The 25,763-nt window shown below is 72.7% G+C and carries 20 protein-coding genes; 10 read left to right on the forward strand and 10 right to left on the reverse strand.

The annotated features are described in order from the left end of the window. The first annotated feature begins 55 nt into the window (after window positions 1–55). Entirely contained in the window at window positions 56–1,972 is a 1,917-nt protein-coding gene (locus WME75_RS15125) for a L,D-transpeptidase (protein WP_437491158.1), read from the forward strand. A gap of 23 nt (window positions 1,973–1,995) precedes the next feature. Here WME75_RS15125 and WME75_RS15130 read toward each other — a convergent pair whose 3' ends face one another. Then, a complete protein-coding gene (locus WME75_RS15130; protein WP_437491161.1) occupies window positions 1,996–2,724 on the reverse strand; it encodes a hypothetical protein in 729 nt (242 codons plus the stop codon). On the opposite strand from WME75_RS15130, the gene WME75_RS15135 reads away from it, so the two are divergent. Both WME75_RS15135 and WME75_RS15140 read left to right on the forward strand, forming a co-directional pair. Next, on the forward strand, window positions 2,707–3,567 hold the full coding sequence (locus WME75_RS15135; RefSeq protein WP_437491164.1) for a hypothetical protein: 861 nt from the start codon (window positions 2,707–2,709) through the stop codon (window positions 3,565–3,567). The two genes, WME75_RS15130 and WME75_RS15135, sit on opposite strands and share 18 nt — an antisense overlap. A 260-nt stretch (window positions 3,568–3,827) precedes the next feature. Beyond that, window positions 3,828–7,427: a protein kinase domain-containing protein gene (locus tag WME75_RS15140; RefSeq protein WP_437491166.1), complete on the forward strand. Its 3,600-nt coding sequence runs from the start codon at window positions 3,828–3,830 to the stop codon at window positions 7,425–7,427. 39 nt (window positions 7,428–7,466) lie between these two features. Here the strand turns inward: WME75_RS15140 and WME75_RS15145 are convergent, their stop codons facing one another. Then, the gene (locus tag WME75_RS15145) at window positions 7,467–9,470 is read right to left on the reverse strand and encodes a PAS domain S-box protein (RefSeq protein WP_437491169.1); all 2,004 of its coding nucleotides are present in this window, start codon (window positions 9,468–9,470) and stop codon (window positions 7,467–7,469) included. Window positions 9,471–10,041: 571 nt separating this feature from the next. Here WME75_RS15145 and WME75_RS15150 point away from each other — a divergent pair. Next, a complete protein-coding gene (locus WME75_RS15150; RefSeq protein WP_437491172.1) occupies window positions 10,042–10,734 on the forward strand; it encodes a hypothetical protein in 693 nt (230 codons plus the stop codon). A 62-nt stretch (window positions 10,735–10,796) separates the two neighbouring features. Here the strand turns inward: WME75_RS15150 and WME75_RS15155 are convergent, their stop codons facing one another. Then, a complete protein-coding gene (locus WME75_RS15155; RefSeq protein WP_437491175.1) occupies window positions 10,797–14,342 on the reverse strand; it encodes a protein kinase domain-containing protein in 3,546 nt (1,181 codons plus the stop codon). 127 nt (window positions 14,343–14,469) lie between these two features. On the opposite strand from WME75_RS15155, the gene WME75_RS15160 reads away from it, so the two are divergent. The 4 genes from WME75_RS15160 (at window position 14,470) to WME75_RS15175 (ending at window position 16,943) form a co-directional block, all read left to right on the forward strand. Then, the gene (locus tag WME75_RS15160; RefSeq protein WP_437491178.1) at window positions 14,470–14,721 is read left to right on the forward strand and encodes a MoaD/ThiS family protein; all 252 of its coding nucleotides are present in this window, start codon (window positions 14,470–14,472) and stop codon (window positions 14,719–14,721) included. 21 nt (window positions 14,722–14,742) lie between these two features. Beyond that, window positions 14,743–15,861, forward strand: coding sequence for a GTP 3',8-cyclase MoaA (gene moaA / locus WME75_RS15165; RefSeq protein WP_437491180.1), 1,119 nt, complete (start codon window positions 14,743–14,745; stop codon window positions 15,859–15,861). Window positions 15,862–15,927: 66 nt separating this feature from the next. Beyond that, entirely contained in the window at window positions 15,928–16,443 is a 516-nt protein-coding gene (gene moaC, locus WME75_RS15170; RefSeq protein ID WP_437491183.1) for a cyclic pyranopterin monophosphate synthase MoaC, read from the forward strand. Continuing rightward, window positions 16,440–16,943, forward strand: coding sequence for a molybdenum cofactor biosynthesis protein MoaE (locus WME75_RS15175; protein ID WP_437491185.1), 504 nt, complete (start codon window positions 16,440–16,442; stop codon window positions 16,941–16,943). The genes moaC and WME75_RS15175 overlap by 4 nt, the downstream gene beginning before the upstream one ends. 123 nt (window positions 16,944–17,066) lie before the next feature. On the opposite strand, the gene phoU is transcribed toward WME75_RS15175, so the two are convergent. From phoU to WME75_RS15210, 7 genes are all read right to left on the reverse strand, one after another. Beyond that, on the reverse strand, window positions 17,067–17,801 hold the full coding sequence (gene phoU, locus WME75_RS15180) for a phosphate signaling complex protein PhoU (protein ID WP_437491188.1): 735 nt from the start codon (window positions 17,799–17,801) through the stop codon (window positions 17,067–17,069). Window positions 17,802–17,818: 17 nt separating this feature from the next. Further along, window positions 17,819–18,679: a phosphate ABC transporter ATP-binding protein PstB gene (gene pstB / locus WME75_RS15185; RefSeq protein WP_437491190.1), complete on the reverse strand. Its 861-nt coding sequence runs from the start codon at window positions 18,677–18,679 to the stop codon at window positions 17,819–17,821. 9 nt (window positions 18,680–18,688) lie between these two features. Further along, the gene (gene pstA / locus WME75_RS15190) at window positions 18,689–19,600 is read right to left on the reverse strand and encodes a phosphate ABC transporter permease PstA (protein ID WP_437491193.1); all 912 of its coding nucleotides are present in this window, start codon (window positions 19,598–19,600) and stop codon (window positions 18,689–18,691) included. Further along, window positions 19,597–20,559 (reverse strand): phosphate ABC transporter permease subunit PstC, encoded by a 963-nt coding sequence (gene pstC / locus WME75_RS15195; protein WP_437494825.1) that lies wholly within the window; start codon window positions 20,557–20,559, stop codon window positions 19,597–19,599. Before pstC ends, pstA begins: the two co-directional genes overlap by 4 nt. An 89-nt stretch (window positions 20,560–20,648) precedes the next feature. Next, complete coding sequence (gene pstS, locus WME75_RS15200) at window positions 20,649–21,764, reverse strand: phosphate ABC transporter substrate-binding protein PstS (RefSeq protein ID WP_437491196.1); 1,116 nt, start codon at window positions 21,762–21,764, stop codon at window positions 20,649–20,651. An 85-nt stretch (window positions 21,765–21,849) separates the two neighbouring features. After that, entirely contained in the window at window positions 21,850–23,343 is a 1,494-nt protein-coding gene (locus WME75_RS15205) for an ATP-binding protein (protein WP_437491198.1), read from the reverse strand. Between the two features lie 7 nt (window positions 23,344–23,350). After that, on the reverse strand, window positions 23,351–24,046 hold the full coding sequence (locus tag WME75_RS15210) for a response regulator (protein WP_437491201.1): 696 nt from the start codon (window positions 24,044–24,046) through the stop codon (window positions 23,351–23,353). A 363-nt stretch (window positions 24,047–24,409) separates the two neighbouring features. Here WME75_RS15210 and ndk point away from each other — a divergent pair, with 363 nt between their 5' ends. Then, complete coding sequence (ndk, locus tag WME75_RS15215) at window positions 24,410–24,844, forward strand: nucleoside-diphosphate kinase (protein ID WP_437491204.1); 435 nt, start codon at window positions 24,410–24,412, stop codon at window positions 24,842–24,844. Continuing rightward, on the forward strand, window positions 24,844–25,722 hold the full coding sequence (locus WME75_RS15220; protein WP_437491206.1) for a hypothetical protein: 879 nt from the start codon (window positions 24,844–24,846) through the stop codon (window positions 25,720–25,722). The genes ndk and WME75_RS15220 overlap by 1 nt, the downstream gene beginning before the upstream one ends. Window positions 25,723–25,763 lie beyond the last annotated feature (41 nt).

The following is a 25,763-nucleotide window of genomic DNA, read 5'->3' on the forward strand; positions in this document are numbered from 1 at the left end:
CCGGGCGGGTGTTTTGGGCTTTTCGTCGCGCCCCGTTTTTGGCAAGTAGGCCCGCATGGGCGGCCTGCTGTCTTCCGGGAAGCCTCGCTGTGCGCCGCGCTCGATGCGCGCGGCGCGCGTCGTTCTTCGCTTCGCTGGCCTCGCGCGCGTCGCGGCGCTCTCGGCGGCGGTGTGCGGGGCGGGCGCGTGCAAGAAGCCCACGGACGCCGTGGCCGACGACGCGGGCGCGGAGGCGGCCGCCGCGGCGGTCACGGCCGCCGCGGGGGAGCCGGCGCCCGCGGCGCCCGCGGTGACGGCGTGGCCGCCGACCGACAAGCCGCTGCTCGGGATCACCGGCTTCGTGGCGACCGTCTACAAGGAGCCACGCGACACGTCGAAGAAGCTCGGCTACCTGCGCGTCGGCTCCAGGGTGCCCCGCGCCGCCGAGCCCGCCGGCACCGCCGGCTGCCCGGGCGGCTGGTACGCGATCGAGCCCCGCGGCTTCCTCTGCGTCGGCGAGGACGCGACGCTCGATCTCGACGACCCCCTCCTCAAGGCCGCCGGCCCCGGGCCGAACCTGACGGCCGCGCTCCCGTACCGGTACGCCTTCGTCCGCGCCGTGCTGCCGCTCTACCTGCGCGTGCCCACCGCCGACGAGCAGCGCAAATCCGAGTTCAAGCTCGACGAGCACCTCTCGTGGTTCGAGGAGAACAAGGCGACCGTGCAGCGGGTCATCCTCGGCGCGAGCGACGTGGCGATCGACGCGCGCGGCGTGCCGCTGCCGGGCAAGCGGATCGGCGAGCTCGGCCTCGGGAAGAACTCGCTCGAGCTCGGCGAGGGCGCCCTGCTCGGCGCGGAAGGGGACAGCGACCCGATCCCGTTCTGGCTGGAGGGCGGCAAGCGCCTCATCCGCAACATCAGCGACTTCAAGGTGCCGGACTACGCGGTCTTCGCCGATCGCGCGCGGCGCTTCACCGGCCTGTCGCTGATCGGGTCGTTCCCGACCGGACCGGAGTCGCTGAGCCGGCGGTTCGCGATCACGACCGATCTCCGGCTCGCGCCCGCCACGAAGATCAAGCCCGACACGGGCTCTCCCTGGCACGGCGTCGAGCTGAACGACGAGCTCACGCTGCCGCTCGCGTTCGTCCGGGCGCGGAACGCGCGCGACGTCCAGATCCAGGGAGACAAGGCCACGCCGGGCAAGGAGCTCCCGTTCCGCGACCTCGTCCCGCTGACCGGGCGGATGCGCCGGATCGAAGGGGTGAAGTACTACCGCACGAAGGATCAGCGGTACGTGAGCCAGCTGGACGTCGGGCTCGCGGTCGCCCCGTCCGTGTGGCCCGAGGTCGCCGAGAAGGGCGAGAAGTGGATCGAGGTCTCGATCGCGCACCAGACGCTCGTGCTCTGGGAGGGCAAGCGCCCCATCTACGCCACGCTTGTCTCGACCGGTCAGGCGGGGGTGGCCGACCCCAAGACCACGACCGCCACGGTGCGCGGCATCTTCCGCATGCGCAACAAGCACATCACGGCGACGATGGACTCGAACGAGTCGTCGAGCGTCGGCGGCCGCGCGGACACGACCGCCGACGCGCCCTCCGCGTCGCGCGGCGCGAAGCCGGACAAGGGCGGCTCCTCGAAGGAGCGTTCGTCGAAGAAGCCGGGCGCGGGCGCGGCGGCGAAGCCCGAGGCGGGCCAGAAGGCGGCCCCCCGCAAGGGCGACGGGGAGTACGGCGTCACGCGGCGCCGCGGCGAGGGGACCTACGCCCTCAAGGACGTGCCGTACATCCAGTACTTCGCGAGCGGCTACGCGCTCCACGCCGCGTACTGGCACGACGTCTTCGGCACGCCGCGCAGCCACGGCTGCATCAACCTGTCGCCCATCGACGCCCACCGGGTGTTCCTGTGGACCGAGCCGCCGGTGCCGCCGGGGTGGCACGCCATCAATACAGGCGAAGAGCTGGGCGAGGGCACGACGATCATCATCCATGAGTGACCGCCGCGGGACGCCGTCTGGATTTAAGAGGGAGGAATGGGGGGCGGGGCGGTGCGGAGGAGATCGTCGAGGGCGTCGTCGGCGGAGGGGGTGAGGGCGTCGAGGAGCGCGGCGAGGCGGTCGTGCTGCTCGGGGGTGAAGGCGGGCATGCCGAAGCGGGCGCGCACGCCGGAGAGGCGCAGGGTGAGGCCGGCGCCGTGCTGGTAGCCGGCGATCCAGGGGCCGCGGGCGAGCTCGTCGCAGATGTGACGGAGGCGCGCCTCGAAGGCGGGGCGATCGGTGAGAGCGGCGGTGGGGGAGGGGGCGCGCCGGTCGAAATGATGGAACGAGGCGGCGGCCTCGGTGGGCGCGCCGGCGATGGCCGTGAGGCCGGCGCGGAGGTCGTCGAGCAGGGGCGCGAGGCCGGTCCGGCGCACGAGCGCGCCGTCGAGACACATCTCCCAGAGCACGTGGGCGAACAGCGCGAGCCGCGGCGCGCCGAGCGCGGCGCCGCGCAGCGCCCCGGAGAGGCGGCGCTCCCCCTCGACGAAGACGGGGGCGGCGTGGAACCAGCGGTCGAGGGCGACGTGGTGATCGATGCCGGCCAGCACCTCGGCGAGGCAGGGCGCCGGGGCGTCGGGGCGCTCGGGCGCGCGCGAGGGCTTCACACGGCGATCCGCCATGCGCCAGAGGTCGGGGAGCATCGCGCCCGCGCCGGCGGCGACCGAGCCGAGATCGCGCGCGGCGAGGTGCCGATGAAGCAGGAAGTTCATGCGTTCAGGATGGCGCCGCCGCCCGCGGCGGTCGACGGTGAACCGATGCAGCGCGGTCTCCCTCGCCTCTCGCTCTTCGAGTGGAACGATTCGCCGTGGTCTCCCGGTCCGCTGCGCGAGCTCATCATCGAGTCGCTGAGCCGGACGATCCGGTGGGGCGGCATGCTGCGCGGCCTGATCGCGCCGTTCCGGGGCTTCCTCGCCGCCTCGGGGGCGACAGAGGTCATCGAGCTCGGCGCAGGCGCGGCCGGGCCGTCGGAGGTGCTCATCGACGAGCTCCTGCGCGCGGGCGCGACGCCGCCGCGCTTCGTGCTCACCGATGTCCTGCCGCAGCCGGAAGCGTGGGCGGCGGCCGCCACGCGGCACCCGTCGCTCGTCGGCTTCGAGCCCTCGCCGGTGGACGCGACGCGCATCCCGCGGGCGCTCGCCGAGGGCCGCGCGCGGCTGATGATCAACGCCTTCCACCATTTCTCTCCCGAGCTCGCGCGCGCGATTTTGGCGGACGCGGTGCGCGGCTCGTCCGGCATCTTCCTGTCCGAGGGGTTCGAGCGGAACCCGCTGGGGTTCCTGCCCATGGTGCCGGTGGGCGTCGCCGCGCTCGCCGCGAACCCGCTGCTCACGCGCCGATCCCGGGCCGCCAAGGCGTGGCTCACGTGGGCGACGCCGATCGCCGCGGCCGCCAGCGTGTGGGACGGCGTGGTGAGCACGCTCCGCGTCTACACCGAGGCCGAGCTGCGGGAGATGGTCGCCCCGCTCGGCGGCGCCTTCCGGTGGGAGTACGGCACCTATGAATTCCCGCTCCGGGGCAAGGGTTATTACTTCTTCGGCGTCCCTGCGGCGTGAGCGGCGCGAGCCCTGGACCCGTGGTCGATCTCAACACGAGGGGGGTGAGGTGCTCCCCTTCACGGGCGACGACGATCTCTTCACCTTCATCACCCGCTGATCTTCTCGGACGCCGCGCCGGCCACACCGCCGTCCATCTCCCCACCGTCGCTGCCCCCGCAGGGCCCCTCCTCGCCGGCCCCAGCGGTCCGGGCCCGCGACTTGCGCGGGCTGTTGCCTCTCTTGCTCGTGGTTCGTCGCAGCAGGTAGCCTAGGTAACGATGCAGGCCAGCGACCCGTTCGGCTGGGTGGGGTCGATCGTCGACGGTCAGTTCGCTGTCGAGGCGCTGGCGGGCGAGGGCGCGTTCGGCGTCGTCTACCGGGCCCGGCACCTCGGCTTCGACGCGCCGGTCGCCGTCAAATGCCTCAAGATCCCGACGGGCCTGAGCGCCGAGCAGCAGGACGGCTTCCTCGCCAAGTTCCGCGAGGAGGCGCGCCTGCTCCACAAGCTCTCGCGCCGGACGATGGGCATCGTCCAGGCGCTCGACATCGGCGCCGCGGCCGCGCCGAAGGGGCCGTGGACGCCGTACATCGTCATGGAGTGGCTGGAGGGCGAGACGCTCGAGCAGGACCTCAGGCGCCGCCGCGCCGAGAACCAGCCGCCGAGGAGCCTCGCCGAGGCGATCAAGCTCCTCGCGCCGGTCGCCTCCGCGCTCGCCGTCGCCCACGACGAGAACGTGTCCCACCGGGACGTGAAGCCGGCCAACCTGTTCCTGCTCGGCGACCGCATGAAGGTGCTCGACTTCGGCCTCGCCAAGGTCTTCTCCGAGACGCCGACGTTCGCCGAGGCGCTCGTCCAGACGGGACGAACGTTCCGCGCCTTCACGCCGCAGTACGGCGCGCCGGAGCAGTTCAGCCCGCGGTTCGGCGCCACGGGGCCATGGACCGACGTCTATGCGATGGCCCTCATCCTCGTCGAGGTCGCCAGCGGTCAGCCCGCCCTCTGCGGCAGCGACGTGATCCAGCTCTTCGTCGCGTCGAGCGACGAGTCGATCCGGCCGAGCTTCCGCTCCCGCGGGGTGAACGCGAGCGCCGAGGTCGATGCGGTCCTCGGCCGCGCGCTCGCGATCAACCCCGCGCAGCGGTTCCACAACCTCGGCGAGATGTGGTCCGCCCTGGAGGCCGCCCAGCGCTCCAGCGTCGTCGTCGTGGCGCGCGACACCCTGCGCGCGCCCGCGTTCGGCCAGGACGCCGGCGGCCGCGACGACGACGACCCCGACGGGCTGCTCGACTTCGCCGCCGTCCACCTGCCGCCGCTGCCTCCGCCGCCCGCGCTCTCGGTCCCGCCGCCGTCGCGGCCGCCGGCGTCGCGGCCGCAGCGGCGGCCGCCGGAGAGCAGCGGGGGCCGGGGGAGCGTCAGCCCCGATCGGAGCGCGCTGAGGGGCCGGGCCGGCGTCCCGTTCGAGGGCGGAGAGCACCGGGTCTGCACCGTCCTGTTCGCCGATCTCTCCGAGGCGAACGCGCTCTCGTCGCGGCTCGATCCCGAGGACGTCAAGGACGTCGTCGATCGCTGCTACGAGGCGCTCGCGGAGCACGTCGAGCAGATGCACGGGATCGTCGAGCGGCCGATCGGCGGGCGCGTCATGGCCGTCTTCGGCGTCCCCCGCTCGACCGACTGCGACGCGGAGCGGGCGATCGTCGCGGCGCTCGGCGCGCAGGCCGCGATCCCGCGCCTCGCGCTGCCGCGCGCGGCGCGCTCGTTCCGCCTCTCGGTGCGGATCGGGATCTCGACGGGGCGGGTGTTCGTCGGCGCCGCGAGCTCGGCGCGCCAGGATCTCGCGGTCCTCGGCGACGCGGTGGACGTCGCCGCGCGCCTGCAACAGCTCGCGCCGCGCGGCGCGATCGTCATCGGCCGCGACACCCACCGCCTCGTCCTCGGGCGCTTCCGGGTCGAGCCGATCGAGACGAGCGCGGACTCCGGCGCGGTCCGGGCGGCGCCGGCGCCGCCGGAGCCCGCCGCTCGCGGCGCGGCGCTGCCGATCTACCGCGTGCTCGGCGAGGCCACGCTCCACCGCGCGTTCGCGCCGACCGAGTTCCACGGGCTCGCGACGCGGCTCGTCGGGCGCGGCGCGGAGATGCAGCGCCTGCGCGATCTCGTCGAGACCGCCTTCCACGAGCGGCGGCCGCGCCTCGTCACGCTGGTCGGCGCGCCCGGCGTGGGCCGGACACGGATGCTCGCCGAGCTCATCGCGGGCCTCGGCGACGGGCCGGCGTCCGGCGCGCCCTCGTCCGAGCGCGGCGCCGCGTCCTCCCCGTCCGAGGGGCTGTTCGTCCTCTCGGCGCAGTGCTCGGCGCTCGCGCGGGAGACGAGCTACGGGCTGACCGGCGCGCTGCTCCGCCGCTGGTTCGGGATCCACGAGGCCGACCCGGCCCAGGTCATCCTGCGCAAGCTGCGCCGGGGCCTGCGCTGGCTCCGCCTGCGCACCGCGCGCGCCCGCGCCCGCGCCGAGCAGGAGGCCGCCGGCGCGGGGACCCGCGCCGCGCTCGGGGGGGCGTCGCCCATGGTGACCCGCGCGTCGACCGTCCCCCTGCGAGGGCCGGTCAGCTCGACCGTGAGCGGGCGCAGGGCAGCCGGCGCGGTGCGGTACGAGGACGACGACGAGCTCGACCCTTCCCCGTCGCTGGCGAGGTCGAGCGGGTCGAGCGACCTCGAGGACATCCTCGCCCGGCTGGCGGCCATCCTGGGCGCGCGACCTGCGCCTGCCGGGCTCCTCGAGGCCGCGGCGCGCGGCAGCGTGCTGGCGAAGCGCCGGATCGCCGCCGCGCTCGCGCAGCTCGTCACCTTCGCGCTCGAGCGGACGCCGATGGTGATCGTGTGCGACGACCTCCAGTGGGCCGACGACGCCACGCTCGATCTCATCGAGGAGCTCGTGGCGCACGCCGAGGGGCTGCCGCTCTGCGCGGTGTGCGCCGCGAGCCCCGAGCTCTACGAGCGCCGCCCGGACTGGGGCGTCGCGAAGGAGGCCTACGTCCGCGTCGACGCGCTCCCGCTCGCGCGGCGGCACGCGGAGGAGATGATCCGGGATCGGCTCCGCGGCGTCTCCGAGCTCGACCCGGAGCTCGTGCGCGCGCTCGCCGAGCGCGCCGAGGGCAACCCGCGCACCGTCGAGGAGATGCTCCAGCTCCTCGTGGACGCCGGCGCGATCGAGGTGCAGGACGGCGCGTGGCGCGTGCGCGAGGACGCGATCGGCACGCTGAGCCTGCCGTCGTCGGTGCACGGCGTCGTCCAGGCGCGCCTCGATCGCCTCGACGCCGACGCGCGCGGGCTCCTCGCCCAGGCGGCCGTCGTCGGCAGGACCTTCTGGGAGGGCGCGGTGGAGCGCCTCCGGAACGACGCCCCGCAGGCGCGCTCGCCGATGTCGAGCGAGCGCATCCTCGCCGAGCTCCAGGATCTCGACCCGCCGTTCTCGGTGCGGCACGGCGCCGGCGCGTCCACCGCCGAGCTGCTCGCGCGCCTGTGCGATCGCCAGCTGATCCGGCTCCGCACCCCCGCGTCGTTCCCCGGCGAGCGCGAGTACGTGTTCGCGGAGCACGCCACGTGCGAGGTCGCCTACGAGATGCTGAGCCTCAAGATCCGGCGGCGGATCCACCTGCTCGTCGCGGACTGGCTCGAGCACCGCGCCCCGGACGCGGCGGCGCGCGACGAGGGCGCGGCCCTCCTCGCGCACCACTACGATCGGGGCGGCGATCTGCGGGCAGCCGCGGCGGCGTACGACCGCGCCGTGGCGTACGCCGCGGCGATCGGCGAGGGCGCCGAGGCGGCGCGCCACGCGGCGCGGGCCCGTGAGCTTTGCGACGAGCTCGCGGCCGACGAAGCGTAGACGCGCACGGCGCGGGTTCGGGGCGGAGCCCCGAGGGAGCTACCGCGCCCTGCGCTGCACCTTCGGCAGGCGCGTGCCCGACACGCGCAGCGCGTGGCGCAGGGCGTCCTCCAGCTCGCCGAAGGTCTCGAAGGTCCGCGCGTCGCTGCCGAGCTCCACGATCGCCTGCGCGACCCTGGGGGAGATGCCCGAGATGAGGCAGCGGCTGCCGAGCAGGCTCGTGGCCCGGGCCACCTGGAGCAGGTGGTCGACGGTCGGCGCGTCCACGTCCTCCACGCCGGTCAGGTCGAGCACGGCGAAGTGGGCCTGCGTGCGGACGACTTCCCCGAGCAGCTTCTCCATGATCTGCGTGGCCCGGGCGCTGTCGAGCGCGCCGATGATCGGCAGCACGAGGACGCCCTCCCACGCCTGGATGATGGGCGTCGACAGCGCGCGGATCGCCTCCTGCTGCTGGCGCAGGACGCTCGCGGTCCGCTCGCGCTCGGCGTTCTCCTCGGCGAGCATCCGGTTCTTGCCTTCCAGCTCCTCGGCGTACGCCTCGAGGCGCTCGATCGACTGGCGCAGCTGGTCCTCGAGCCGCTTGCGGTCGGTGGTGTCCCGCAGGGTCACGGCCACGCCGTCCTGGATCGGCACGACCTGGTGGTGCACCCAGACGCCCGGGCGCGACGGCTCGGTGGGCGGCGTGGCCAGGAGGATCTCCTCCGCGAGCGGCGTTCCTCTCCGGATGACGCGAAGGCACTTCTCGAGCAGGACGGCGGCCTCGACCGAGTGCTCGATCTCCGAGAGGCGCTGGCCGAGGAGCTGCTCGCGCTGCATCGACAGCATCGCCGCGGCGCGCGCGTTGAGGCCCGTGATCACGAAGTCGGCGATCTCCTCGCGCTCGTCGCGCCGGCACCTCATCGTGAGGAACGCGTCCATGCTGGCCTCGACGGCCGCGTGGAACCGCGCCTCGCTCTCCCGGCGCAGCTCCTCGGCGCGCCGGCGCTCGGTGATGTTCTCCGCCACGATGAGCACGTTCGTGACCTCGTCGGCGCCCCGGATCGGGCTGACGTGGTTCGCGTACCACGCTCGCCCGCCGTTCACCCCCACGCCGACCACCTCGTAGTGCGCCCGGTCGCCCGTCCGGAGGACGGTCTCCAGCGCCTCCTTCACGGTCGCGTGGTACTCCGGCGACGTGAAATCGTAGAGGCTCCGGCCGACGAGGCTCTCCGGATCCACCCCCGGAGCGGTCCGGTTCACGGAGACGATCCGCGCGTCCTTGTCGGCGACGGTCAGGATGTGCGGGATGCCCTCGTAGAGCGCCCGCAGCTTCTCTTCGGACTCGCGGAGCGCGAGCTCGGCGCTCTTGCGCCGCGTCACGTCGCGGGCGACGAAGTAGACGAGCCCCTCGTCGAGCGCGAGCATCGCGTTCCACTCGAGCCATCGGTACGAGCCGTCCTTGCAGAGGAAGCGGTTCTCGTAGGTGAGCGTCTGCGCGCCGGTCGAGAACGTATCGGTCTCCGAGAGGGTGCGCGCCCTGTCTTCGGGGTGGATGAACTCGACGTACGGCCGGTCCATCAGCTCCTGGCGGCTGAACCCGAGCGTGCGTTCCCACGAGGGGCTGAGCTCCCTGAAGCGTCCGTCGAGCGTCGCGATGCCGAGCATGTCGACGGCGAGCGCGTAGAGGCGCCGTTGCTCCTTGTCCTCCTCGCGCACCACCGCGCGCAGGATCGTCCCCGAGCCCTCGGTGAGGGTGAGCCGGGCGAGCTGCGTGTCGGCCTGGATGTACCCGCCGCCCGGCCGCCTGTAGAGCCATCGAAACCGCTGCGGCTCGCCGCGGCTCGCCGCGTCGATCCGCTGCTTCAGGCCTTCCGCCGAGGCGTGTCCATCGGGCTGCAGGAGCGGCGAGAGGCCCGTGAGCTCGCGCCCGAGCAGGCCCTCCGTGGGCCCGGCGAGCAGCCGCACCGCGCTCGGGTTGGCGTCGATCACGCGGCCGTTCTCGAGCAGGAGGAGCGGGTCCTCGGCCGCCTCGAACGCGGCGCGGTAGAGATCACGATGGCTCATCGCTGGCGCCGCCTGGCGCCCGGAGTGTCCTGCTGTCGCGTTGTCCTCTCGAGCTCGATCGCCAATCCGCACCTCGCGCGGCCGCCTGCATCCCCCTCTGTCGCTGCCGCCAACGGCGCATTGTGCAGGAAGCCTCGGTGGAGATCGAGAACCATGAGCCCGCTCTGTGTGTCGCCGTCGCCGCCGCACGCGCTCGTGGCCGTGGCTGCCTCCGAGCGTCGCCCCGTCGTTCATCGTTCATCGTTCATCGGGCATCGGGCATCGGGCATCGGGCATCGGGCATCGGGCATCGGGCATCGGGCATCGGGCATCGGGCATCGGGCGCGGCTCGGGGCAGGCCGCCCGGCTCAGCGCGGGCCGTCCGGTTCGGTTCGGTTCGGTTCGGCGCGGGCCGTCCGGTTCGGCGCGGGCTGCCCGTGCCGCCGCTCATCGAGCTGTTGCCTGCCTGCCACTCGCCGGCGACGACCTCTCGCGTGCCGCGCGCGGCGTGGTAGCGTTGTGCTGTGTCGGGGAGGTTTCCTGCTGCACGACTTGCTGGCGGGCTATGCTCGCGCGGCGCGAGGGGGGCGCGATGATCTCCGAGGCGTGCGGGCTCTGCGCCTGGCCGGCGAGCCTGGAGGTCGGGGACGTGCAGCGGCACAAGAGCGCGCTCATGGATGTGGCGCTGCAGATGCGCGCCGAGGGCAAGGATCCGCTCGCGCGCGTTGCCTTCCGGGGTGCGCTTTACTGGCAGCGCTGGCTCTTGACGAAGGAGCCGGGGCTTCATGAGGAGGCCCGGGTCGTCTCCGGTCTCGAGTTCGCCCGCGAGGCTGGCGACTGGAAGGAGGCCGATATGCTCCTCGCTCATGCCGACAGGTCGAGCGCGCTCGCGGAGCTGCCGTTCGTCGATCACTGGAAGAAGCTCGTCGCGGAGCACTTGCCGGAGCAGGTCAGCGACGAGCACGAGCTCGAGGCGGCGTTCCAGGAGTTCCGGCGGCATCCCAGCGAGGCGGCCGCGGAGAACGTGCGTCGCTGCGCGACGGCGATCGCGCCGCTCGGGTCGCCGGTCGCGGTGCACAGCCTCCTCGCGCGGGTCGCGGTGGACCTCGGTCAGACCGAGGAAGCGGAGTTCCACCTCGCGGCGCTCGTCGTTTGCCGGCCGCTCTGGATCCCTTACGTCGTGCAGCTGGCCGAGCACCAGGCCAAGCTCGACCTCCCCCGCGCCCTCCGCACCATCGAGGCCGCGCGCCGTCTCTTCGGCCCCGACTTCTGGCTACCGCTTTAGGGCAGCGCGGCGGGCAGATCCCCCCCCACGCCAGCCCTCGCGACCAGGCCCCAGCGCCCGCCTCAGGCGAGCGCCAGCGTCCGCATCCACCCGCTGATCCGCGTCCCCGCCGGCTTGGGCCACCCCATCCGCGCGAACCGCTCCAGGAGCTGCGGCGTGTGGTCCCCGGTCCGGCTGTCCTTGAACGACGCGCGCGCCGCGTCGAGCTCCCGCGCCGCCTCGTGGAACCGCCCCTCGTGGTACGCGAGCCACGCGAGCGTCAGGTGCCGGTGCTGCCGCGGCTCCGCCTCCGCGAGCGCCACCGCCTCGCACGCGATGAGGTGCTCGCGCGCCTGATCCGCGTCCCCGCGGTGGAGCGCGATCTGCGCGAAGAGCAGCCGCGCCTCGACGAGGCCCCACGGGTCCGCCAGCGTCTCGTAGATCCTGCCGGCCGAGAGCGCGTGCTCCTCGGCGAGCTCCGGCGCGCCCGCGTCGAGCGCGGCCATCGAGAGGAGCCGCTCGCACCCCGCCTCGCCGCGCGGGTTCGCGAGATCGCGGAAGCTCTGCCGCGCCGCGAGCGCGCCCGCGCGCGACGCCTCGAAGCGGCCGAGGCGGTGATCCACGTGCGAGAGCGTCAGGTCGCACTGCGCGAGCCCGAGCCGGTAGCCGATCGCGTCGAAGTTGGCGCGCGCCGTCGCGAGCAGCGCTCGCGCCGCCTCCGAGAGCGCCCCGGCCTGCTCGACCATGCTCTGGAGCAGCAGGCACTGCGCCCGGCCGAGCCGATCGCCGACCTCCAGGAAGCGCGCCTCCCCCGACGCGAGCACCGCCCGCGCCCGCGCGTGCTCGCCGAGCTGGTAGTCGATCTCCCCGAGCAGCACCTCGCACTGCGCCTGCCCGTGGCGGTGGCCGATCTCGTCGAAGATCGTGTGCGCGCGCGCCACGAGCCGCCGGCCCTGCGCCTCCGCGCCGACGTCCGACGCGATGTGCCCGAGCAGGCGCAGGCAGTGCGCCTGGTTCTCCCGATCGCCGGCGTGCTCGAAGATGCGCCGCGCGTCCTCCGCGTCGCGCCGCGCCTCGTCGAGCCGTCCCGCCAGCCGAAGCGCCTCGGCCCGGAAGCGCAGCTGCGTCCCGAGCCGCGTGCCCGTCAGCGCGGGCCGCGTCTCCACGCCGCCCCGGAGGCCCGGGCGCGAGTCGCTGCCCCCGGGCAGCTTGCCGTCGAGCACGGCGAGATCGCGCAGCGTCGCGGCGATGTCGCGCGAGCTCTGCCAGTGCGCCGCCACGTGCGCGTGCATGAGCGCCGCCGCCTCGTCGGTGTCGCCGGCGCGCAGCAGGCTGACCACCCGGTGCCGGAGGATGCGGCGGCTCGACGCGGCCGGGTGCGCGCCGAGCGCGTCGGCGGCGGCGCGGAAGACGCGGGCCGCGTCCGGCTCGAGGAACAGCTGCGAGAGGAGGTGCTCCTGGAGCAGCGCGTGCGGCCAGCGGAGGCGGTCGCCCACGGCGAGGAGGATCTGGGCGCGCTGCATGGCCGCGATCGCGCGGTCCGCCGGGATATCGAGCGGGGTGAGCAGCGCGCGCAGGATCTCGCGCCGGATGTCGCCGCCGAGCGCGGCGGCGGCGCGCGCGCCGGCCCGGAGCTCCTCGGGCAGGGCCGCGAGCCGCTCCTCCCAGAGGTCGGCGGTGGTCGCCGCCTGCACGGCCATCGACGCCTTCGGCACGAAGTACTTGCCCGCGCGGAGCTGCAGGTGGCCGCCGCCCGCCCACGCGTGCAGGAGCTGCAGCGCGAAGAGCGGGTTCCCCTTGCAGCGGGCCGTCGCCGCCTCGGCCGCGGCGTCGTCGAGCGGCAGCGTCTCCCGGAGCAGCGCGTGCGTCTGCGTGGGGTTCAGCGGGGCGACGTCGAGCCGCTCCCCGCCGTAGGCCGCGAGCGCCCCCTCCACCCGCTTCGCCGCGACCGGATCGCTCTCGACCGCCTCGCTCCGGACGGTCGCGACGACAAGCAGGCCGAGGTTCGGCGCGTCGCGGTGGAGCGTGAGGAGCCCCTCGAACGTCGTCGAGGACGCGTAGTGCAGGTCGTCGAGCCAGAGGAGCACCGGCCGATCGCGGCCGATCCGCTCCAGGGTCTTGCGGATGATCAGCCAGCGCAGCTCCGGCCGGTCCAGTCGGAAGCGCTTGCCCGTCGGACCGACCGCCTCGCTCCCCGGGGGCGACGGCTTGATCCACTCGGCGGTCGCCGCGACCCACGTCTTGCCGACCTCGTCCTCGGGCGGGACCTCCCAGAGGTTCATCAGCACCTTCTCGACGATCTCGCGCTCGGCCCGCTCCAGCCGGTAGTGCTGGGTCACCGCGCCGAGGACGCCGTCGAGCGGCGCCGCGATCCGCCGGTAGCGCGCGCGGAGCGGCACCATGAACGCCCGCTCGTGGACCTCCTCGCAGAGCCACTCGGCCAGCCGGCTCTTGCCGACGCCCGCCTCGCCCGCGAGCAGGACGAACCGGTGCATCGCCTTCGGCGCGTCGACCATCTCGGCCACGACCTCCATGAGGCGCGCCCGCTCGCCCGTCCGGGCCACGAACGGGCTCGGCCGGAGCGCGAGCAGGCCGGTGGTCGTCACGGACGGCGGCGGATCGTCGTCTGGGGGCTCGAGCAGCTCGGGGGTGAGCAGCTCCTTGCGGCTCGGGGGCAGCCGGCCGCTCGTCAGCAGGGCGAGCGGCAGCGGCGTGGCGGTCACGTTCGCGTCGCTGCGCGGCTCGAACCGCTTCCACACCCGCCGCGCGTCGCCCGCGAAGTCGAAGCGGTGCCAGGGCCGCTTCGCGAGCAGCCGCTTCACGAACTTCGCGACGTCGCCAGGCACCTCCGGGGGCAGCGGCAGGTCCGGGACCGGCGCGCTCCGGTGCTGCTGGAGGAGCTCGTCGTTCGTGCCGTCGTAGACCTCGCCGCCGGCGAGCAGGGCGTAGAGGATGCAGCCGAGCGCGTAGAGGTCGGTCGCGGACCCCACGTGCGGCGCCGCGAAGCGGATCTGCTCCGGCGCCATCCAGCCCGGGGTGCCCGCGCCCCAGCGCACGGTGGGCTCGCTCTCCCTGGAGCCGTCGAGCCGGTGATCGACCCGGTCCTGGATGAGCCACGCGAGCCCGAGGTCGAGCACGTGCACGAGCGGCGGCTCGCCGCCGTGCTGGAGGTCGACGAGGACGTTGGACGGCTTCAGGTCCCCGTGGATCACCCCGCGCGCGTGCGCGTGCGCGAGCGCGCCGAGGACCTGGTCGATGACGCTCCAGATGATCGGCCAGGGCAGCGGGTCCTCGAGCCGGGCGAGGTAGAGCCACTCGTGGAGCGACCTCCCCGGGACGGCGTCCATCACGAGGTAAGGTGTCCCGTTGCTGAGCGCGCCGAAGTCGCGGGCCTTCACGAGCGCCGGGTGCGAGAGGCCGGCGAGCGCCCGGGCTTCCTCCTGGAACCACCAGGCGTCTTCGGGGCGCGCGGCCGCGCCTGGCCGGTCGAGCAGCTTCACGGCGACGCGCTCGTCGATCACAAGATCGCGGCAGAGATAGACGACCCCCATGCCGCCGCGCCCTAGCTCGCGGCGGACCTGGTAGCGACCGGCCAGGATCGTGCCCGGTAAAAAGCCTTCTTCGGACATGGCGGTGAGCGGTCCGATGATAGCCGCGCCGGCCGGGCCCGGTAGACTCGATCTCGCCCGGGCGCTCCCAGGTCGCTCGGCCCCAGTTCGTCGTGTCGCGGCAGCGGGGCGATGCTAGCGTGCAGCCATGGATGCAGCGGTTCGCGTGCTCGCCTTCGCAGGCGCGAGGGACATCCTCGGCGCCGGAGAAGTGGCGTTGCCGCTGCCTGGCCCCTGCACTGCGGCGGAGCTCCTGGATCACGTCTGCGCTCGCTATCCGGGGCTGACCCCCTACAAGGGCTCTATCCGGGTGGCGGTGAACGGCGTCTATGCGACGTCGAGCGATCCTGTAGGTTTCGGCGACGAGGTGGCGCTCATCCCACCTGTGGCAGGCGGCTAGGGGACCCGCTAGGGACACGTCATGCCTCCTTCTACCGGCCTCGATTCTGCGCGCACGGCGGCCGAAGCCTCGGCCCCGACGCGGCGCTCGCTGCCGCTCGTCGGCGGCGGGGAGCCCGGCCGCCGCGCCGCCGTGATCCCGTACCGAGAGGGCGCCGGCGGGGCGCCCTCTGCGCATGCGGGGCCTGCGCCGCGGAGCGTGCGCATCTCGGTCACGGACCGGTGCGACTTCGCGTGTACCTACTGCCGCCCGTCGCGCCACGACGGCTACGCCGACGGCCGGCTGATGACGTCCGCCTGGCGCACCATGTTCGAGGCCCTGCGCGACGCCGGCATCCGGCGGGTCCGCCTGACCGGCGGCGAGCCGCTGCTCCACCCCGAGATCGTCTCGATCGTCGCGTGCCTCGCCTCGCTCGGCTTCGAGGACCTCGCGCTCACGACGAACGCCTCGCAGCTCTCGCGGCTCGCCTCGCCGCTGCGCGACGCCGGGCTGCACCGCCTGAACGTCTCGATCGACTCGCTCGATCCCCGGCGTTTCCGCGAGATGACCCGCGGCGGCGAGCTCTCCCGCGTGCTGGGGGGCATCGACGCCGCGATCGCGGCGGGCTTCTCGTCGATCAAGCTGAACACGGTGGTCCTCCGCGGCGTGAACGACGACGAGATCGAGCGGCTCGCGCTGTGGGCCTGGGAGCGGCGGATGGTCCCGCGCTTCCTCGAGGTGATGCCGATCGCCGAGGGCGCGAAGCTCGTCGGCGAGCACCTCGTCACCGCGCCCGAGATGAGGGCGCGCCTCGCCGAGCACCTCCTCCAGGAGGACGCGGTCACCGAGCCCGGGCTCGGGCCGGCGAGGTACGTCCGTGCGCGTCGCGACCCGTCGCTCCGCGTGGGGTTCATCACGGGCACGAGCGACACGTTCTGCGAGAGCTGCGATCGCCTGCGCGTCTCCTCGACGGGCGAGCTCCGGCCGTGCCTCGCCACGGACGACGGCGTCGACGCCTCGCGCGAGGCGATGGCCGGCGATCCTGCGGCGATCCGCCGGCGCCTGGACGAGGCGTGGCGCCTCAAGCCGGACGGCAAGGTCTGGAAGGGCTGCACCGAAGAGACGGCCTCCACGGTGTCGATCCGCGCGATCGGCGGCTGACCTGCGCGGCGCCGGATCACGGATCGGCTTTCGGTCCTGGCGGCTGCCGTGTCAGATTCCGGAGCGATGTCGCAGACCCCTGATCGACCCGGCGAGGGCGGAGCGCTCTCGACCCACCTGTCCCCGAGCGGCGAGGCCCGCATGGTGCCTGTCGAAGGCAAGCCCGTCACGCACCGCCGCGCGGTCGCGTCGGGCGCCGTCCTGATGCGCCCCGAGACGATCGCCCGGGTCGCGCGCGCCGACGCGCCGAAGGGCGACGTCCTGGCCGCGGCGCGGATCGCCGGGATCATGGCGGCGAAGCGCACGCCGGAGCTCATCCCGCTCTGTCACGGGATCGCGCTCACGCACGTCGCGGTCGAGCTCGACGTGGACGAGCCCTCCGCGGCGATCCGGGTGACCGCGGCCGCGGAGGCGCTGGATCGCACCGGGGTCGAGATGGAGGCCATGGTCGCGGTGAGCGCCGCGTGCCTGACGATCTACGACATGCTCAAGGGGATCGACCGCGAGATGGTGATCTCGGAGATCAAGCTCCTCGAAAAGAGCGGGGGCCGTTCCGGTCATTTCCAGAGGAGCGCGCCGTGAGCCGGATCCGCACCGAGCCGCTCAGCCTCGACGAGCTCATCGCCGCCGTGTCCCATCCTGGCGCGGGCGGCATCGCCACGTTCCTCGGCGCGGTCCGGGACGTCAACGACGGCCGGTCGGTCACGCTGCTGGAGTACGAGGCCTACGGGACGATGGCCGAGGCCGAGCTCGAGCGGGTCCTGGCGGAGATCGCCGCGGAGATCCCCGGGGTGCGCGTCGCCGCGACGCACCGGGTGGGGGCGCTCCACATCGGCGACGCCGCGGTGGCCTGCGCCGCGAGCGCGCCGCATCGGGGCGAGGCGTTCCGGGCGTGCCGCCTGCTCATCGACCGCATCAAGGCGCGCCTGCCGATCTGGAAGCGCGAGCACGGCCCGGACGGCCCGTACTGGGTCGGCTGGGAGGACGCCCGCTGCGGCGGCGAGCACGGGCCCGAGGAGCACCACGGGCACGCGCACGGCCACGGCGGGGCGGCGCCTCCAGACGGCACTGGCGGCGTCTAGCGCAAGCCAGGGGCCGGGGCGGCGGCGCCTGGCGCAAGCCCCTCCAGATGGCACTGGCGGCGTCTAGCGCAAGCCATGGGCGGGGCGGCGGCGCCTGGCGCAGGCGCCTCCAGGCGGCGGCGCCTAGCGCAGGCGCAGCCCGGGCGGCGGCGGCGGCGGCGGCGAGGTGAGCGGGTCGTTCTCTCTCAGGCGGTTGTTGTGCCGGATGTCCGTGCCCTTCACGAGGAACACGACCGACTCGGCGATGTTCATGGCGTGATCGGCGATGCGCTCCAGGTACTTCGCGATCGACTGGATGCGCGTGGCCCTGTACACGGTGCTCGGATCGCGGCTCATCATGCGGAGCAGCTCCTGGAAGATGCGGGCGTAGTGCTCGTCGATCACGTCGTCGCGCGTGAGCAGCACTTGCGCACGCTCGCAGTCGCGGGCGACCAGCGCGTCGAGCGCCTCGTGCACCACCTCGATCGCCTCGTCCGAGAGGCCTTGCAGCTCCGCGGCCGGCGCGAGCGGCGGCTCCTCGTTGAGCTCCTGCACCCGCTCGCAGACGTTCACCACGAGGTCGCCGATCCGCTCCAGATCGGTGACGATCTTGAGCGCGGTCGTGACGAAGCGCAGGTCCGAAGCGACGGGCTGGCGCGTCGCGAGGATCCTCATGCAAAGCTCGTCGACCTCGCACTCCAGGCGGTTGATCCGGCGATCGAGCCGGATCGTCGCCTTGGCGAGGCCCGTGTCGCGCGTCGCGAGCGCGGTCGAGCCCTTCTGGATCATCTCCTCGACCAGACTGCCCATCAGCAGCAGCTTTTCGCGCAGTGTGCGCAGCTCGTGCTCGTAGACCTTGCTCGTGTGCGACGTCGGCATGAAATTCCCCGCTCCCCTCAGCCGAACTTACCGGTGACGTAATCTTCCGTCTTGCTTTCCTTCGGGTTGGTGAAAATTGTCTGGGTTCTGTCGAACTCCACCAAGTCCCCCATGTAGAAGAAAGCCGTGTAGTCAGAGCACCGCGCGGCCTGCTGCATGTTGTGCGTGACGAGCACGCAAGTATATCGCTGCTTCAGCTCATCGATGAGCTCCTCGACGCGCGCGGTCGCGATCGGATCGAGCGCAGAGCACGGCTCGTCGAGCAGGATCACCTGGGGCTCGACGGCGAGGACGCGGGCGATGCAGAGCCGCTGCTGCTGGCCGCCGGAGAGCGAGAGCCCGGACTGGTCGAGCTTGTCCTTCACCTCGTCCCAGAGCGCGACCTGGCGCAGGCACTTCTCGACGAGACCGGTGGGGTCCTTGACGGAGATGCCGTTCAGCTTGTGCCCGGCGAGGACGTTCTCGCGGATCGACATGGTGGGAAACGGGTTGGGCTTCTGGAACACCATGCCGACGCGGCGGCGCAGTCGCACCGGGTCGACTGCCTTATCATAGATGTTCACGCCGTCGATCATCACCGAGCCCTTCGCCGTGGCCCCGGGCACCTGCTCGTGCATCCGGTTGAGACAGCGCAGGAACGTCGACTTGCCACATCCGGACGGGCCGATGACCGCGGTGACATGGCCGTCCGGGATGTCCAACGTGATGTCGTGGATGGCGTGGAACTTGTGAAAATAAGCGTTCAGCCGCGTGACGCTGATCTTGGCCGGCGGCGCCTCGGATTCGGGCTCCGCGGGGCGGTGGTCGACGACGTCTGCGTCGAGGTCGCCGCGGTGTTCCCCGGTCTGTCCAGTGTGCGGTGAATCAAACGAGCTCATCGGGTGCCTTTAACGTGCCTTGACGCTCCGGGACGTCGCGATGCGGGCGAGCAAGTTGAGGAAGAAGACGATGGCGATCAGCACGAGCGCGCCGGTCCAGGCCTCCTGCTGCCATTTCGGGTAGGGCGAGGTCGCGTTCCGCCAGATCTGCACCGGCAGCGAGGCGATGGGGCGGTCGATGGCGACGCTCCAGTACTGGGAGCCGAGCGCGGTGAGGAGCACCGGCGCGGTCTCGCCGGCGATGCGGGCCACGGCGAGCATCACGCCGGTGCCGATGCCCGGAGAGGCCGTCCGGAGCACGACGAGGAGGCTCGTGCGCCACTCCGGAACGCCGAGGGCGAGCGACGCCTCGCGGAGGTGCGCGGGCACGAGCTTGAGCAGCTCCTCCGTCGTGCGGGTCACCGTCGGGAGCATCACGATCGCGAGCGCGATGCCGCCGGCGAGCGCCGAGAAGCGCTTCATCGTGACCACGACGAGGGCGTAGACGAACACGCCGATGGTGATCGAGGGCACGCCGCCGAGCACGTCGGCGATGAACCGGATGGCGCTCGCGAGCTTGCCCCGCCCGATCTCGGCGAGGTAGATGCCGGCGAGGATGCCTGTCGGCAGCCCGATGCCGCAGCCGATGGCGACCAGGATGAGCGTGCCGACGACGGCGTTGCCCATGCCGCTCCGCTCCTCGCCGACCGGCTTCGGGAGCTGGGTGAAGAAGTCGAGGGACAGCCCGCTCAGGCCCTTGCTGACCACGTAGATGAAGATCAGGAACAGCGGGACCAGGACGACGACGGCGCTCGCGACGCAGAGCCCTTCGAAGAAGTAGCCGCGGACGCGGCGCAGGCGCTCGCCGGGCGCGGGCGCGAGCAGCGCGCGTCGGGGGGCGGTGGACGGGCTCGCCACGGGGGCAGGGGTGTCGCTGCTCATGCGCGCCTCTCCAGCTTGCTCTTGGTCGAGCTCACGAGCCACCGGGCAAAGAGGTTGAGGACGAGGGCGACCCCGAAGAGGAGCAGCGCGATCTCGGAGAGCGCCGACACGTACATGTCGCTCGTCGCCTCGACGAACTCGTTGGCGATGACGCTCGCCATCGAGTACCCGGGGTGGAAGATCGAGGCGCTCACCTTCGGGACGTTGCCGATCATCATGGTGACCGCCATGGTCTCGCCGAGCGCCCGGTTCAGCCCGAGGATGATCGCTCCGATGATGCCCGAGCGCGCGGACGGCAGGACCGCGTAGCGGATGGTGTCCCACGCGGACGCGCCGAGGCCGATCGCCGCCTCGCGATGCAGCTGCGGGACCGCCTGCATCACCTCGCGCGACACCGAGGTGATCGTGGGGACGATCATGATCGCGAGGATGACGCCTGCGGCGAACATGCCGAAGCCGAGCGGCGGGCCCTCGAAGAGGGGCAGGTAGCCGAAGTACTCGATCATGAACGGCTCGACGGTGTCCCGGAGCCAGGGGCGGAGCACGGCGATGCCCCAGAACCCGTAGACGACGCTCGGGATCGCCGCGAGGAGCTCGACCATGAAGCCGAGCGGCTTGCGGATCCGGTGGGGAGCCAGGTCCGACAGGAAGATCGCGAGGCCCAGCGAGACGGGGACCGCGAGCGCGATGGCGATCAGCGAGGTGACGACCGTGCCGTAGACGAACGGCAGCGCGCCGAACTGCTCGCGCGCAGGGTCCCACACGGTGCCGGTGAGGAACCCCAGGCCGAATTTGTCGATGGCCAGCCGGGATGACCGGACGAGCTGCAGCACCATCAGCGTGGGCACCGCGAGCACCGTCAGGCCGAACACCGTCAGGATGACGCGGAACGCTCGATCCGCGCCGCGCGCGCCGCGCGCCGCGTCGATCACCGGCGCGGACGATGCGGCTTGTTGCATCGGGACTTCCACCGTGCCCATGGACCTATCCTGCGCGCGCGTCGGCGACGCGCGACGGAGCGCCGTGTGCGCCGCTGACGCGCCTTCCTTCATGGTGATGGGGCGAGGAGGGGCTTGCCGTCAGGGCCCACCAGCGCGGCGAGCTTCTTGTTGACCTTCTCCACGACGGCCGTCGGCAGCGGCGCATAGTGGAGATCGCTGGTGAACTTCGGGCCGTCTTGCAGCGCCCATTTCACGAAGCTGGCGAGCACCTTGCCCTTCGCGAGCTCCTTCTGCTCCTGGTACACGAGCAGGTAGGTGAAGCCGGCGATGGGGTACGCGTCCTCGCCCTCGGCGTCGACGAGCGAGACCCGGAGGTCGTCCGGCATCCGGGTGGCGACGCCGGCGCCGGCGGCGGTCGTGCTCTCGAGCGACGGGGCGACGAACTTGCCGCTCTTGTTCCTGAGCGAGGCGAACGTGAGCTTGTTCTGCACCGCGTACGCGAGCTCGATGTAGCCGATCGAGCCGGGCGTGCTCGTGATGAGGGCGGAGACGCCGTCGTTGCCCTTGGCGCCGAGGCCGCCCGGCCAGTTGACGCTGGTCCCGGTCCCGGGCCCGCTCTTCCACTCCGGGCTCACCGCGCTCAGGTAGTCGACGAAGATCTTTGTCGTCCCGCTGCCGTCCGAGCGGTGAACCGTCGCGACGTCCTTGTCGGGGAGCTTCACGTCCGGGTTCTCCTTCTGGATGGCCGGGTCGTTCCACTTCTTGATCTTGCCCAGGAAGAGGTGCGCGGCCGCCTCCGGCGTCAGCTTCAGGCCCGACGGCACACCCTCGAGGTTGTAGGTCAGCACGACCGCGCCCAGGCAGGTCGGCAGGTGCAGGATGCCGGCGGCCTTCGCGAGCTGCTCCTCGGTCATCGGCGCGTCGGTGGCGCCAAAATCGACGGTCCGCTCGGTGATCTGCCGGATCCCGCCGCCGGAGCCGATGGACTGGTAGTTGATCTTGACCTTGGGGTTCGCTTTCTGGAACTCAGCGATCCACTTCATATAAAGCGGGTACGGAAACGTCGCGCCCGCACCCGTCAGGGGGACCTCCCCGCCGGCGGCCGGCTGGGGCGCCGCGTTCTTGTTCGCGCCAGGGAGCGAGCCGGCCTCTTGGGGAGCGTCGGAGCGACCGCATGCGGCCGCCAGGAGGAGCATCGTGAGGGTGAGCAGAATTCGAGCCATGCACCGCCAGGCGTAGTCGAGTTCTGTGACAGCTGTGTGACAGCAGGGTGGAACGGCGAATACCGCATTTCCCGGACATGCATGATCACGCAGCGCGCGCGAGGCGGACGGTGAACTGAGTGCCGCGGCCGATGGTGCTCTCGACCTCGATCGATCCGTTCATGAGCTCGACCAGGTGCTTCACGATGGCGAGGCCGAGCCCCGTGCCGCCCAGATCGCGTGAGCGGCCGGCGTCCACGCGATAGAACCGCTCGAAGATGCGGCCCAGGTGGTGGGGCAGGATGCCGGGCCCGTCGTCGGCGACGGCGATCGTCACCTGGTGATCGATCGAGCGCGCCTTCACCGTGACATGAGCGCCCTCACCCGCGTACTTGATGGCGTTGTCGAGCAGGTTCATGAGCACCTGCTCCAGCGCGCGGCGGTCGCACCGCGCGGGCGGGAGCGCGGTGGCGTCGACGGTCAGCGTGACCCTGCGCCGGCGCGCCGCCTCGGCGAGCAGGTGCGTGACGTGATCGATCGCGGGGGCGATGTCGAGCTCCGCCAGCGCGAGGGGGAAGCTCTTCGCCTCGATCTTCGAGAGGTCGAGCAGGTCGTCGACGAGGTGGCGGAGCCGCTTCGCGTGCCGGTCGATCACGTCGACGAACTCGGCGGCCTCGAGGGGGTCCTGCAGCGCGCCGAGCTGCAGCGTCTCGGCGGCGGTGCTGATCGCGGTGACCGGCGTCCTGAGCTCGTGGGACACGTTGGCGACGAAGTCGGTCCGGATCGTCTCCAGCCGGCGGAGATCGGTGACGTCGTGGAACACCGCGATGAGCCCCGGCTCCGCCGACGCGCCGCCGTGCTCCGCGCGCGCTTCGAGCGCGTCGCGCGCGTCACGTCCGGTGCGCGCCGGGCCCTTCCGGCGCGACACGCGCACGAGCAGCCGCCTCGGCAGCGCCCGCCCGAGCTCGACCTCGACGTCGACCGGCTCGTCCCGCTGGCCGGCGAGCTGGATCGCCTCGGTGAGCCGCGCGTTGCGGATCGACTCGATGACCGAGCGGCCGAGCGCGTCCTCGCCGAGGGAGGCCATCGCGCGCAGCGCCCGGTTGGCGAGGAGGATCCGCCCGTCGCGATCGAGCACGAGCACGCCCTCGCTCATGCCGTCGAGGATGCCCGCGAGCAGGTCGCGCTCGGTCCGGACCTCGGCGATGGATCGGGAGAGCTCGCTCGTCAGGTGGTTCAGCGCGCGCGCGAGCTGGCGGAGCTCGCCCGAGCCGCGCAGGGGCGCGCGCGTCGACAGGTCGCCCTCGGACATCGCCAGCGCGAAGCGGGTCAGCCTCCGGATGGGGCGCGTGATGAAGAAGGTGGTGGCGGCGCCGACCGAGACGGCGACGACGATCACGGCGCCCAGGCCGAACAACAAGGTCCGCCGCGAGCGCGAGAGGGCCGCGTCGACGGCGGCGCGCGGGCTGTGCTCCGCGAGCAGCGCCGCTTCCATGTCGCGCGCGGCGAGGCGCTCGATCGGGACGCCCGCGAGGAGGAGGACGAGCACCGTCGCCGCCATGAGCTTCGCGCCGACGCCGAGCTGCCTCAGCACGAGCATGGGGCCCCTAGGCGACCTCGGGCTCGGCGCGGAACCGGTAGCCGACGCCGCGCACGGTCTCGATGTAGTCGCCGGCCGCCCCGAGCTTCTCGCGGACGCGCTTCACGTGCGTGTCGACGTTGCGCGCGGTGACGTCGACGTGCGAGCCCCACACCTCGTCGAGGAGCAGATCGCGCGAGAGCACGCGCCCGCGGCGATCGTGGAGCATCGTGAGCAGGCGGAACTCGAGCGCCGTCAGCGCGATCTCGTTCTCCTGCACCCACGCCCTGTGCGCGGCCCGGTCGACCCGCAGGATGCCGAAGTCGAACTTCTCCGGGGCCGACGTGGGGCTCTCGGAGCGCTTGAGGATCGCCCGGGCGCGCAGGATGAGCTCTCGCACGCTGAACGGCTTGACGACGTAGTCATCGGCCCCGAGCTCGAAGCCGACGATCCGGTCGATCTCTTCTCCCTTGGCGGTGACCATGATGACGGGGACCGCGGAGGTCTGCGGGTTCTGCTTGAGGCGACGGCAGATCTCGGTGCCCGACATGTCCGGGAGCATCAGGTCGAGCAGGACGAGATCGAACCGCTCCTCCTTGACCGCGCGAAGCGCTGTCTCTCCGCTCCCGGCGGAGACCACATCGAACCCAGCTTGACGGAAGTTGTACGTGAGGACGCGCTGCAGGTCGCGCTCGTCCTCGACGATGAGCACGTGGCTCGGCATGGCCGATGGGTGTAGCAGCGCATTGTGACAGCTTGATGGCGATCGCGCGTGCCGCGCGTCGACGTCGCGAGACGGAGCTCCCGCGAGCAGGCGGTGGAGCGCGAGGGCGACGAGATCGCTGCGAGGCGCGACGAACGGCGGAAGGGAAGCGCACGGGAGGGCGGGCGGCCCGATCGGAGACAGCTCCGGGAGCAGCGCCGGGCGCAGCCCGGAGAGCCACCGCGAGCGGCGTGGCGGCAGGCGGGCGGAGACGACGGGAGCGCGGAAGCGCGCCGGGGGCGCGCAGCGGGACGGATTGTGGATCGTGCGGACAGAACGTGTGGCGCTTGCAATGCTGAGCGTTTTCGCCTAACTGGGCCGCCCATGGCCCTCGAGCGAACCCTCTCAATCATCAAGCCTGATGCAGTAGAAAAGAACACGGCCGGCGCGATCATCGCCCGCCTGGAGCAGGAGGGCTTCACGGTCAAAGCGATGAAGCGCATCCACCTCACCCGCGCGGAGGCGGAAGGCTTCTACGCCGAGCACCGGGGACGCGGCTTCTTCGACGAGCTCGTGACGTTCATGTCGCGCAGCCCCATCCTGGTGATGGCGCTCGAGCGCGAGGACGCGGTCGCGAAGTACCGCGAGGTCATCGGCGCGACCGACCCGGCGAAGGCGGCGGAGGGGACGATCCGCAAGCTGTACGGGGCGAACGTGGGCGAGAACGCGGTCCACGGATCCGACAAGACGGCGACCGCCGCGCGCGAGATCGGCTACTTCTTCGCGGGCTACGAGGTCGCTCCGAGCGCGACGAACTGATGCTCGACGAGCGGCTCGCCGCTGCGCTCGGCGCGGCGCGGGACGGCGCTGCAGGCATCGAGAGCTTCGCGCACCTGCTCGGCTCGCGCCGCGTCGGGCCGCGCGGGGTCGCCCTCGCGCTGCCGGAGGTGTGTGAGGGGTGCGCGGCGCTCGTCTCCGCCCTCGACAGCCTCTCCGCGGCGGTCCGCGACGGCTTCGTCGAGACCGACGACGCCGCGGCGGCCGACGCCGCGTGCGCGCTGCTCGAGCACGCGGGCGTCGAGGTCGCGCGCCTCACGGAAGAGCTGTCGCGCGCCGCGGCGAGCGCCCCGCCGGGGCGCGGCCCCGGGCGCGGCCGCGGGGAGCGCGCCGGCTCGGAGCGCGGCATCGACGCGCGGCAGCGCCTCGCGCTCGAGGCGTCGGTGCGCAGGACGGCCCGGGAGCTGAGCGGCGCGCTGCGCCTGTCCGAGCTCGTGATCGCGACCCTCGAGCTGCGCCCGACGCCGCTCGATCTCATCGACGTGCTCCGCAACTGGAGCGCCACCGCGGTCGAGGGGCGGCCGGTCGTCGGCATCTCGGTCGCCTCCGCGGACAGCCGCGCCAACGAGGTGGAGGGGGACGTGCGCGCCGTGAGCGGGCTCGTGGAGCTCGCGGTCGGCATGGTCAGCGCAGCGGGCATCGCGAGCCCTCACCTCACCGTCTCCCGCCTGCCGGACGGGCGCTCGACCGTGCGCATCGCGGAGCGCGGCCCGCGCGAGGGGGCGCCGGTGGTCTCCCTCGACGTGGTGCTGCGCGACGGTGGCGAGCGGGCCGCCGCCGTCGCCCGCGTCGTCGCGCGCCGCGCGCGCATCGATCTCGTCGAGGGGCCCTGTGGCCGCGTCGTCACCGTGACGTTCTGACGCCGGTGCCGGTGCTAGCGCGGCCGTGCTAAAGGCGGCGC

The sequence above is a fragment of the Sorangium sp. So ce1014 genome (assembly GCF_051521505.1).
In the GTDB taxonomy this organism is placed as follows: domain Bacteria; phylum Myxococcota_A; class Polyangia; order Polyangiales; family Polyangiaceae; genus Sorangium.

What these genes read in the sequence shown, in the direction of transcription:
- WME75_RS15135 (WP_437491164.1), top strand. Translation starts at nt 2,707, where the DNA reads ATGAAGCAGGAAGTTCATGCGTTCAGGATGGCGCCGCCGCCCGCGGCG.
- WME75_RS15145 (WP_437491169.1), bottom strand. Translation starts at nt 9,470, where the DNA reads ATGAGCCATCGTGATCTCTACCGCGCCGCGTTCGAGGCGGCCGAGGAC.
- WME75_RS15160 (WP_437491178.1), top strand. Translation starts at nt 14,470, where the DNA reads ATGGATGCAGCGGTTCGCGTGCTCGCCTTCGCAGGCGCGAGGGACATC.
- WME75_RS15140 (WP_437491166.1), top strand. Translation starts at nt 3,828, where the DNA reads ATGCAGGCCAGCGACCCGTTCGGCTGGGTGGGGTCGATCGTCGACGGT.
- WME75_RS15130 (WP_437491161.1), bottom strand. Translation starts at nt 2,724, where the DNA reads ATGAACTTCCTGCTTCATCGGCACCTCGCCGCGCGCGATCTCGGCTCG.
- WME75_RS15150 (WP_437491172.1), top strand. Translation starts at nt 10,042, where the DNA reads ATGATCTCCGAGGCGTGCGGGCTCTGCGCCTGGCCGGCGAGCCTGGAG.
- pstC (WP_437494825.1), bottom strand. Translation starts at nt 20,559, where the DNA reads ATGCAACAAGCCGCATCGTCCGCGCCGGTGATCGACGCGGCGCGCGGC.
- pstB (WP_437491190.1), bottom strand. Translation starts at nt 18,679, where the DNA reads ATGAGCTCGTTTGATTCACCGCACACTGGACAGACCGGGGAACACCGC.
- WME75_RS15155 (WP_437491175.1), bottom strand. Translation starts at nt 14,342, where the DNA reads ATGTCCGAAGAAGGCTTTTTACCGGGCACGATCCTGGCCGGTCGCTAC.
- WME75_RS15210 (WP_437491201.1), bottom strand. Translation starts at nt 24,046, where the DNA reads ATGCCGAGCCACGTGCTCATCGTCGAGGACGAGCGCGACCTGCAGCGC.
- pstS (WP_437491196.1), bottom strand. Translation starts at nt 21,764, where the DNA reads ATGGCTCGAATTCTGCTCACCCTCACGATGCTCCTCCTGGCGGCCGCA.
- moaC (WP_437491183.1), top strand. Translation starts at nt 15,928, where the DNA reads ATGTCGCAGACCCCTGATCGACCCGGCGAGGGCGGAGCGCTCTCGACC.
- phoU (WP_437491188.1), bottom strand. Translation starts at nt 17,801, where the DNA reads ATGCCGACGTCGCACACGAGCAAGGTCTACGAGCACGAGCTGCGCACA.
- WME75_RS15205 (WP_437491198.1), bottom strand. Translation starts at nt 23,343, where the DNA reads ATGCTCGTGCTGAGGCAGCTCGGCGTCGGCGCGAAGCTCATGGCGGCG.
- WME75_RS15125 (WP_437491158.1), top strand. Translation starts at nt 56, where the DNA reads ATGGGCGGCCTGCTGTCTTCCGGGAAGCCTCGCTGTGCGCCGCGCTCG.
- moaA (WP_437491180.1), top strand. Translation starts at nt 14,743, where the DNA reads ATGCCTCCTTCTACCGGCCTCGATTCTGCGCGCACGGCGGCCGAAGCC.
- ndk (WP_437491204.1), top strand. Translation starts at nt 24,410, where the DNA reads ATGGCCCTCGAGCGAACCCTCTCAATCATCAAGCCTGATGCAGTAGAA.
- WME75_RS15220 (WP_437491206.1), top strand. Translation starts at nt 24,844, where the DNA reads ATGCTCGACGAGCGGCTCGCCGCTGCGCTCGGCGCGGCGCGGGACGGC.
- pstA (WP_437491193.1), bottom strand. Translation starts at nt 19,600, where the DNA reads ATGAGCAGCGACACCCCTGCCCCCGTGGCGAGCCCGTCCACCGCCCCC.